Origin of the sequence: Fulvivirga lutimaris, assembly GCF_009711525.1 — a bacterium.
GTDB lineage: Bacteria > Bacteroidota > Bacteroidia > Cytophagales > Cyclobacteriaceae > Fulvivirga > Fulvivirga lutimaris.
Map to the genome: position 1 here is coordinate 10,202 of NZ_SMLV01000283.1, position 272 is coordinate 10,473.

General features: G+C 40.4%; 1 protein-coding gene. It reads right to left on the reverse strand.

Translation table 11 applies throughout. The features are described from left to right. Positions 1-270 (reverse strand): radical SAM protein (locus E1140_RS04755; protein WP_343034145.1); only part of this gene is annotated, 270 nt, incomplete at its 3' end. Between the last annotated feature and the right edge of the window lie 2 nt (positions 271-272).

Here is a 272-nt window from a genome sequence, read left to right on the forward strand (position 1 = left end):
GTACTGTTCTGTCAGCACACCATTGGTAGTAATATGTAGCTCTTTTAGTTTGGTGTTCGCCCTCAGGTTAGTAAGAAAATGAATAAGGTCTCTTCTTACAAATGGCTCGCCACCGGTAATTCTGATTTTTGTAACACCCTCATCAGTAAGTATTTTAGATAGCCTTTCCATTTCCTCGTAGGTAAGTAAGTCCTTTCTTGGAAGGAAATGGATGGCGTTTTCAGGCATGCAATAGAAGCACCTTAAATTGCATCTGTCAGTGACAGCAATTC